Genomic DNA, 8,251 nt, shown 5'->3' on the forward strand with positions numbered 1-8,251 from the left:
CCCGTACCTTCGGCTCAGCGCATCGGCGCGGGCGGGACATGTTCCCCCGGTCCCGCCCGCGCCCTCTCACCTTCACCCGCACTTCGCCTTCGCGTCGGCCTCACCAGTAGATGACGACCTTGTCGTTGTTCTTCACCTGGTCGAAGAGGGCCGCCGCCTTCTCCTTGTCCCGGACGTTCACACAGCCGTGCGAGGCGCCGCCGTAGCCGTTGGCCGCGAAGTCGGCGGAGTAGTGCACGGCCTGGCCGCCGCTGAAGAACAGGGCGTACGGCATCGGGGTGTCGTACAGCGTCGACACATGGTCCCGGGACTTCCAGAACACCGGGAACTCGCCCTCACGGGTGGGTGTGTACTCCGAGCCGAAGCGCACGTCCATCGCCGAGACCACCCGGCCGTCGATCATCCACGCCAGGGTCCGGCTCTTCTTGCTGATGCAGAGCACCCGGCCGGTCAGACAGCGCTTGTCCGGCTCGGCCACCGGCCGCTCGGTCGGCGGGTCCAGCTCGTCGGCCGTCGGCGTACGGGTCATGGCCAGCAGCTTCCGCCAGGTGACCGCGTCGGTGGAGCCGGTCCTCTCCGTACCCCGTTCGGCCTGGAAGGAGCGGACGGCTTCGGCGGTGACCTGGCCGTAGTAGCCGGTCGGGGTGCGCCCGAAGTGTCCGGTCTGCCGCAACCGGGCCTGCAACTCCCGCACCTGCGCCCCCTCGGACCCGGTCCGCATCAGGACCTGGGGCGGCGGGGCGGTGCTCGGCTGCGGGGCGGGGGAGGAGGGAGCGGGGGAGGAGGGTGGTGCGGTGGTCGGCTCGGCGTCGTCGGTGTTCTTGTCGTTGTCGGCTGTGGAAGGGGACGAGGAAGAGGAAGAGGAAGAGGAAGGTGAAGGGGAGGGTGCGGGAGGCGTGGGGGTGGGTACCGCGGCGGGGGTCGCCCGTACCGGCGGCTGTTGCGGCGCGTCGGCGGCGGGATCCTGCGGACCGCACCCCGCCGCCAGGGCGGCTATCGCGAGCACCCCGGCAACGGTCACGGTCGTCGCGCGCCTGCCACGCGGATGTCCGCTCCGGTTTGCCTGTGTGTACGGACCGCTCTCCGCGCCCACGTTCCTGTCCGCCATCCCCGCCATCCCCCTGCGCCTCAGTCCGGGCCCGCCCGATCGGTCCGGTGTCTACACCGGCGCCCCTGGAACGGATTCCCGTCCTGCCCGGTGGTCGAATCCTGTGCATGCGGAGGGCGGTGCGTCCAGACCGCGTGTCGCCGACCGGCCACCACGAGGCGGGCGCCCGCGAACGACGGTAGTGGCGCCAGGTCACGACCGGAGCGCCGCCAGGTCACGACAGGGACGGCTTCCGCTCGGTCGGTGAAACGGCTGGACGGCATGCCGTACGGACGTGCGAGACTCCGTCCATGCTGGGTGTCACCGACCTTCCGACCTATCTCGCCGGCCTGCTGCTGATCGTTCTCCTGCCGGGGCCGAACTCGCTGTACGTGCTCTCCGTCGCGGCGCGACGCGGTGTGCGTACCGGCTACAGAGCCGCCGCCGGAGTGTGGACCGGGGACGCCGTCCTGATGACGCTGGCCGCGCTCGGCGCGGCCTCGCTGCTCCAGACCACGCCGCTGCTCTTCGCGATCGTCAAGTACGCGGGCGCGGGCTATCTGACCTGGCTGGCGATCGGGATGCTGCGGGCGGCGGTGTCGCTGTGGCGTGAGCGGCACCTGCGCACCGCCGAACTGGTGGAGACGGCCGACGCGCCCGGGGCGGGGGCCACGACGGAGAACCCGTACCGCCGGGCGCTGCTGGTCAGCCTGATCAACCCGAAGGCGATCCTGTTCCTGATCTCGTTCTTCGTACAGTTCGTCGACCCCGGCTACGCCTATCCGGCACTGTCGTTCCTGCTGCTGGGGACGCTGCTCCAGGTTGCGAGCTTCCTGTACCTCTCGGTGCTGATCTTCGGAGGCACCCGGCTGGCCGCCGTCTTCCGCCGCCGTAAGCGGCTGTCGGCGGGGGCGACTTCCGCGGCGGGCGTGCTGTTCCTCGGGTTCGCGGCGAAGCTCTCGCTCAGCAGCGTATGAGAGGTGGCGGCGGCCAGGAGGGTGAGCCCGTGGCCGCCGGGCGCTCCTGCCGCGTCAGCAGCCGCTGCCGACGCGGAAGGAGGTCATCTTGTCGTTGAAGTGCGAGGCGACCGCCGCCTCCGATCCGCCGGGCGCGACCGAGAACATGCAGCCGACGTAGTTGGAGTGCTCGTAGACGCTGACCGTCCTGCCGGTGCGGTTCCAGTACGAGGTCATGCGGTCGTTCATGTAGTTGCCGACGTTCGGGTTCGACGCGGTGTAGTGCCGGAAGTCGCCCCGGTAGCTGGACTGTTCCCAGACGCAGAACGAACCGGACGGACACTGGTCGGCGTCGGCCGCCGCCGGGGGCGCGGTCAGGGCGGCGGTTCCCGCGGTGACCGTCAGGATGGCTGCGGCGGTCCACAGGCGGGGGGCGACGCGTCCGGATCGGGGCATGGTTTCTCCTTGGTGTGTCACCCACAGTCGGTCTGCGGGTCTGATGGCAGGTTATGGGGGTATTTGCCTCCTTGGTATCGGTCTGTGGAGTCGGGCCTCCCTGAGTGAATGCTGTTCATATGCCCTTTCTCATGGGGAAAAGGGAGTTTTGAGGCCAGGGGTGGGCATGCCTGCCATATACCCGAACAGGTGATGCTTCTGGCATGTGCCCGAAATGGAAGCCTCGCTTCGCCCTTGAGGCCACCACCGTTCGGCCGGGTGCCGGGTGGGGCCGTCTCCGTCGGCGGCCCCGCTGTCAGCGGCCTGCCGTCAGGGCGTCCCGCAGCAGCGGTGTGAAGCGTCGTTCCACGAAGCGGTGCAGCAGCCACGCCAGCCCCAGCATCGCCGCCAGGGTCAGCGCGAACGTGGCCCATGACGGCACCCCCAGGCCCCGGTGCAGCGCGCCCACCACGACCCAGCCCAGGTGCTCGTGGACCAGGTAGAAGGGGTACGTGAGCGCCCCGGCGACCGTGAGCCATGGCCGGTCGATCCGGTTCAGGGCGCCCAGCGCTACGGCCGCGACGGCGGCGAAACCGGCCGTCACGATCAGGATGATGACCACCGACGAACGGTAGGAGAACGCGTCCGGGCCGTCCGGGTGCCACAGGTCCGCCACCGCGTAGTGCTGGCCCAGCAGCCAGCTCACCCCGACGATGCCCCAGGCCAGCACGTCGCGCCGGTCGCGGTGCAGCAGGTAGAGGCCGATGCCGCCGATGAAGTACGGGGCGTACTGCGGCATCAGCAGCACATCGAGGAACGGCTCGCCCGAGGCCCGCGCGAGCGCCGCCGCCAGCGTCCACCCGGCGCAGAACAGCACCACCCGGCGCCGGTTCACCCCCGGCAGCACCACGCACAGGGCGAACAGCGCGTAGAACCGCACCTCGGCCCAGAGCGTCCAGCACACCCCCAGCACCCGGTCCGCGCCCAACGGCTGCTGCAACAGCGTCAGGTTGAGCAGGGCGTCGCTGGGGGACACCGCCTCGTACGCGACCATCGGCAGCGCGAACACCGCCGTCACCAGCACGACCGCCGCCCAGTACGCCGGGAGCAGCCGCGAGGCGCGCGAGGCGAAGAACGCGAGCGGGGTGCGTCCCCAGCCGCTGAGGCAGATCACGAAGCCGCTGATCACGAAGAAGATCTGCACCCCGAGACAGCCGTACGCCAGCCAGGTGTGGGCCGTCGGGAACTGCACGGCGGCCGAGCTGCCCCAGGCCTCGGTGATCTCGCCGCCCCGGCCCCCGTAGTGGTACCCGGCCACCATCAGCGCGGCGAGCAGCCGCAGCCCGTCGAGGGCCCGCAGCCGCGACTTCGGCCGTGTCTGTTCCGCAGGGCGGCCCGCGTCGGCCGTGCGCGCCTGTTCCGTACGGTGGCCCGCGTCGGCCCGGCCGTGATCAACCAGGGCGGCGGCAGGGGGCGCCACCCCCGTGTCCTGCCGTGTCGTGGTCAAAGCCGCTCCCCTCTTCCAGGCCGTCACGTCTCCCGGGTCGTCGCGCCGCGCCAGCGTAGGGCCGCGAAAGGGTGTGAAACGCCGGGGAAGCACGCCGTTTCCCGCTCCGACAGGGGGAGTTCATCCTTCGGTCGTCCAGGTTTCCTACGGTGACGCAGAACCGACAGACACTGCGCGGAACCTCACTCCTGGTCACCCGGGGAGGAGTCCCCGGACCCCGCGCGAGACCGAAGCCCCCTCCCCCCACGGGCACCAGACGCTTGGAGCGCCATGACGAAAGCCCGCACCCGCTGGCCACGGCAACGTGACGCGGAGGTCCCGATAACCTCCGGAGAGACGGTGGCCGCCGACCGGGTGAACGCCATGGATCTGGAAACCTGCCTGAGCGCCTGTGCCGCGCACAGCGCCAAGCTCGTCGGGAGCCTGGACGGACGGCGCAACGCCCTGGCCGAGGCGCTCCGCCATCTCCTCGCCACCCACGCGGCGACGGCCCCGGCGGCCTCGGCCACCAGCCCGCTGCCGCTCCTTCGCCGCCCGGCCAAGGCCGCGTCCGGCTCCGCGCTGCTGCTCGGCGACGCGCTCATGGACCCGCTGCTCGCGGTCGGCAACAAGGCTCTGGCCTGCGGTTACGGGGACGAGACCAAGCTCGCCCTGATGGTCGCCGACACCGTGCTCACCCAGCGCAAGCGCTCCCGGGCCGGCTGGCGGCTGCGCGCCCGCGTGCTGGAGGCCATGGGCGCCGAGAGCGCCGCGGTCACCGCGTACGAGCGCTACCTCGAACTCACCGATGACGACGGCTTCGGCGTGGCCGTCAAGGTGGCCGGGCTGCGCGAGGGCGCCCGGCTCCAGGCGGAGCTGGTCCAGCGGCTGGCCACCGGCTGCCCCGAGGCCCGGGAGTTCGCGGCCCGGCCCGTCGTCGAGTCCTGGGCGAAGGGCCTGGAGCTGCACGCCCGGGGCGCCTGGGACGAGGCCCGGCCCCGGCTGATCGGGGCCCTGCTCGCACAGATCGGGGCCGACGCCCCGGTGAACGAGATCCAGCAGACGCTCTCCCGCTACCTCACCCTGGCCCGCGAGGCAGCCGGTGTCGCGGGCGGCGGGAGCGCGCCCACGACGGGCCGGGCACCGGCCACCCCCGCCGAGCACCCCGCCCCCGCCGAGCTCACCGCCCTCACCACGCTCTACGCCGAACAGCGCCGGGCCCGGATGCGCGGGCCGGTCGACGACCCCACCTTCGGCGGTGTCCAGTGGCTCACGCTGGGCGAGTTCCGTAACCGGATCGCCGGGAAGTCCATCTGCCTGATCGCCAACTCCCAGCGGGTGGGCAACAGTTCGCTCGGCAAGGAGATCGACGACTACGACCTGGTCGTCCGCTTCAACTCGTACCGGATCGACCCGGCGGCCACCGGCCGGCGCACCGACATCCACGTCAGCATCCACAAGCACGGTTTCAACTGGGACCAGCACGTGGACACCCGGCTGATCTTCGGCGGCATCTCCGGCGACTGGAAGTACTCCCTGCGCAACCGGCTGGTCCCGGGCGCGCAGACCTACCTGGGGGACGAGTCCCTGCGCTGGCCGGTGCGTGACATAGGGCGCCTCGGCCGGGACGTCTGGTCCTCGATCCCCACCAGCGGCTTCAACATGCTCTGGCTGCTGGACTTCCTGGACGTGAGCCCGCGCCTCGACCTGATCGGCTTCGACTTCTACGAGAGCGGCGCCTACCGGCTCCCCGCGGCGATGCGGATGCCCATCACGTCCGTGCACGAGTACACCAGCGAGAAGGCGTGGGTCATGGAACGGGCCCAGAGCGTCACCGACATGAGGATCAGCCTGCGATGACGACGTCCACCACCCCCGCCCCACCGACCACGAACGCGCTCACCGGAAAGCGCCGCATCGCCTTCGCCAGCTTCGTGGACGAGAACTACCTGCCCGGCTTCCTCACCCTGCTGCGCAGCCTCGCCCTGTCCAACCCGAACGTCTGCGAGGACTTCCTCGTCCTCCACGACGGTCTGCGCCCCGAGTCCGTCGCGAAGATCCGCGCCCTGCACCCGCGCGTCGACTTCCGGCAGGTCGACGCCGGGCACTACGACACGTACGCCAAGGGCGACCAGGACAACTACCTGGTGCGCAAGGCCTACTTCATCCTCGATGTGTTCCGGGTCCGCGACTACGACACCGTGATCACCCTGGACACCGACATGGTCGTCCTCGACGACCTGGGGGAGCTGCTGCGGCTGCGCGAGGGGCTGGCCGCCGTTCCGCAGTTCTTCTACGGACAGCACAAGCTGAACAGCGGGCTGCTGGTCATCCAGCGCGAGTATCTGACCGACGCCTTCTGCGCCGAGCTTGACGAGGTCGGCCGGGCCGGTACGTACGAGCTCGACAAGCACGACCAGGGCATCCTCAACGCCGTACTGGACGGCGACTTCGTCCAGCTGGACGCCCGCTTCAACTTCGTCAAGCGGCGCCTGTCGGGCGACCTCCCGGTCCCCGAGGGCACGGCGATCCTGCACTTCACGGGGCGGCACAAGCCCTGGCAGGGCGGGGAGTCGGGGTACGGCGAGGCCGAGGCCCGCTGGCACGCGTACAACCTGTCCGAGGCCGAGTTCCACGCCGCCTACCTCGCGGTGAGCGGTACCAAGCACCACGACCTGGTCGTCCACTACGGCACCCCGCACGTGCGGCGCACCGCCGACGTGGAGAGCGCCCGCAAGGTGGCCGCCGCCCACATCCTCGCGGGGGAGTACCAGGAAGCCGTCGACCTGCTCGGCCCGCTGCGCATCCCCGTCGACGAGTCCTGGCCCAACGAGGTGCTCGGGCACGCCCTGATGAGCGTGTCCCGGTACGAGGAGGCCCGCGCCCAGTTGCGGCTGGCCGCCTCCGCGCCCAACCGGGCCGCGACCGCGTACGGGCGGCTCGCCCAGATCGCCTGGATCCACGGTGACGACGAGGAGGCCGCGCGCCTCGCGCTCCAGGGCCTCCGCGTCGACCCGACGCACCGGGCGAACCGGCTGATGCACCTCCGTACCACCGGCCTCACCCCGCCCGCCGAGGGCCCCGCCTCCGGCCAGCTCGCCCATGTCGCCTTCTACATGGAGCGGCAGGGCAACGCGGGCGACAAGCTGCTGCCCGAGAGCGTACGGCTGGCCTTCGGCCAGGACACCGGCCCCGACCGCTGGCACTCGGTCCACGCCCACCGGCTCTTCGACGAGGCGGCCCTGGAGCGGGTCAACGCCCGCCGGGGCCTGGTCATCGGCGGCGGCGGACTCTTCATCCCCGACACCGCGCCGAACGGCAACAGCGGCTGGCAGTGGAACGTCTCCGACGAGCTGCTGGAGCGGATCGACGTCCCCGTCCTGGTGTACGCCGTCGGCTTCAACGCCTTCGACGGGCAGGCGTACGGACACGGCCGCAAGCGGTTCCTCTCCAGCCTGCGCACGCTCGTGGAGCGCTCCGCCTTCTTCGGCCTGCGCAACCACGGCTCGATCGAGAAGGTCCGGGACCTGCTGCCGCCGGAGCTCCACGACAAGGTCCGCTTCCAGCCCTGCCCGACCACGGTCACCCGGCAGCTGGTCGACGGCTGGCGCGACCCGGCCGAGCGCGAGAACACCATCCTGGTCAACGCCGCCTACGACCGGGCCGGTCTGCGCTTCGGCCACGACTACGGCCACTTCCTCCGCGAGATGGCCTCCGCGGTCACCGCGCTCGGCGAGCAGGCCGAGGTGAAGTGCGTGGCGCACTCGCTGGACGACGAGCGGATCGCTTTCGACCTGCGGCGCGAGCACGGCATCTCGCTGCCGGTCATCCCGATGTACGACTTCGACAACGACGCGATCCGGGACGTCTACGCCCGGACGAAGCTGGTCATCGGCATGCGGGGGCACGCGGGCATGATCCCGTTCGGCTGCGGTACGCCGGTGATCAGCCTGATATCGCACCCGAAGATGGCCTACTTCCTGGCCGACATCGAGCGGCCCGAGTGGGGCATCTCCGTCCACGACCGCTACCTCGGCGCCCGCCTCACCGAACGGGCGACCGCGCTGCTGGCCGACCACGCGGCGTCCGTGGCGGATGTGCACGGCCGTCAGCAGGAGCTGTGGAAGGTCACCGAGGCCAACGCCGCGGACCTCCGGGTGATCCTGGGGCGGTAGGCGGTAGGCGGTAGGCGGTACGTACGGGAGAACGGCGTCGGGTCGGTAGTCCGTACGGCGGAACGACGGTGGGGCGGGGCGAGAGATACCGCTCGGCCGCCGCCCGCAGCCC

General features: G+C 71.1%; 6 protein-coding genes. 3 read left to right on the forward strand and 3 right to left on the reverse strand.

Annotated elements, in window-relative coordinates; genetic code table 11:
- Nucleotides 1-100: 100 nt before the first annotated feature.
- Complete coding sequence (locus ACFW9Z_RS03055; RefSeq protein ID WP_384633470.1) at nt 101-1,108, reverse strand: L,D-transpeptidase family protein; 1,008 nt, start codon at nt 1,106-1,108, stop codon at nt 101-103.
- 290 nt (nt 1,109-1,398) lie between these two features.
- Between ACFW9Z_RS03055 and leuE the strand changes: the two genes are divergently transcribed.
- Entirely contained in the window at nt 1,399-2,064 is a 666-nt protein-coding gene (gene leuE / locus ACFW9Z_RS03060; RefSeq protein ID WP_384633473.1) for a leucine efflux protein LeuE, read from the forward strand.
- 54 nt (nt 2,065-2,118) lie between these two features.
- On the opposite strand, the gene ACFW9Z_RS03065 is transcribed toward leuE, so the two are convergent.
- Together ACFW9Z_RS03065 and ACFW9Z_RS03070 are read right to left on the reverse strand one after the other, a co-directional pair.
- Entirely contained in the window at nt 2,119-2,499 is a 381-nt protein-coding gene (locus ACFW9Z_RS03065; protein WP_384633476.1) for a peptidase inhibitor family I36 protein, read from the reverse strand.
- Nucleotides 2,500-2,794: 295 nt separating this feature from the next.
- A complete protein-coding gene (locus tag ACFW9Z_RS03070) occupies nt 2,795-3,985 on the reverse strand; it encodes an acyltransferase family protein (RefSeq protein ID WP_384633478.1) in 1,191 nt (396 codons plus the stop codon).
- A 363-nt stretch (nt 3,986-4,348) separates the two neighbouring features.
- Here ACFW9Z_RS03070 and ACFW9Z_RS03075 point away from each other — a divergent pair, with 363 nt between their 5' ends.
- Complete coding sequence (locus ACFW9Z_RS03075) at nt 4,349-5,824, forward strand: hypothetical protein (RefSeq protein ID WP_384633481.1); 1,476 nt, start codon at nt 4,349-4,351, stop codon at nt 5,822-5,824.
- Nucleotides 5,821-8,139: a glycosyltransferase gene (locus ACFW9Z_RS03080; protein WP_384633483.1), complete on the forward strand. Its 2,319-nt coding sequence runs from the start codon at nt 5,821-5,823 to the stop codon at nt 8,137-8,139. The genes ACFW9Z_RS03075 and ACFW9Z_RS03080 overlap by 4 nt, the downstream gene beginning before the upstream one ends.
- Nucleotides 8,140-8,251 lie beyond the last annotated feature (112 nt).

Origin of the sequence: Streptomyces sp. NPDC059452 (assembly GCF_042750035.1) — a bacterium.
Taxonomy (GTDB): Bacteria; Actinomycetota; Actinomycetes; order Streptomycetales; family Streptomycetaceae; genus Streptomyces.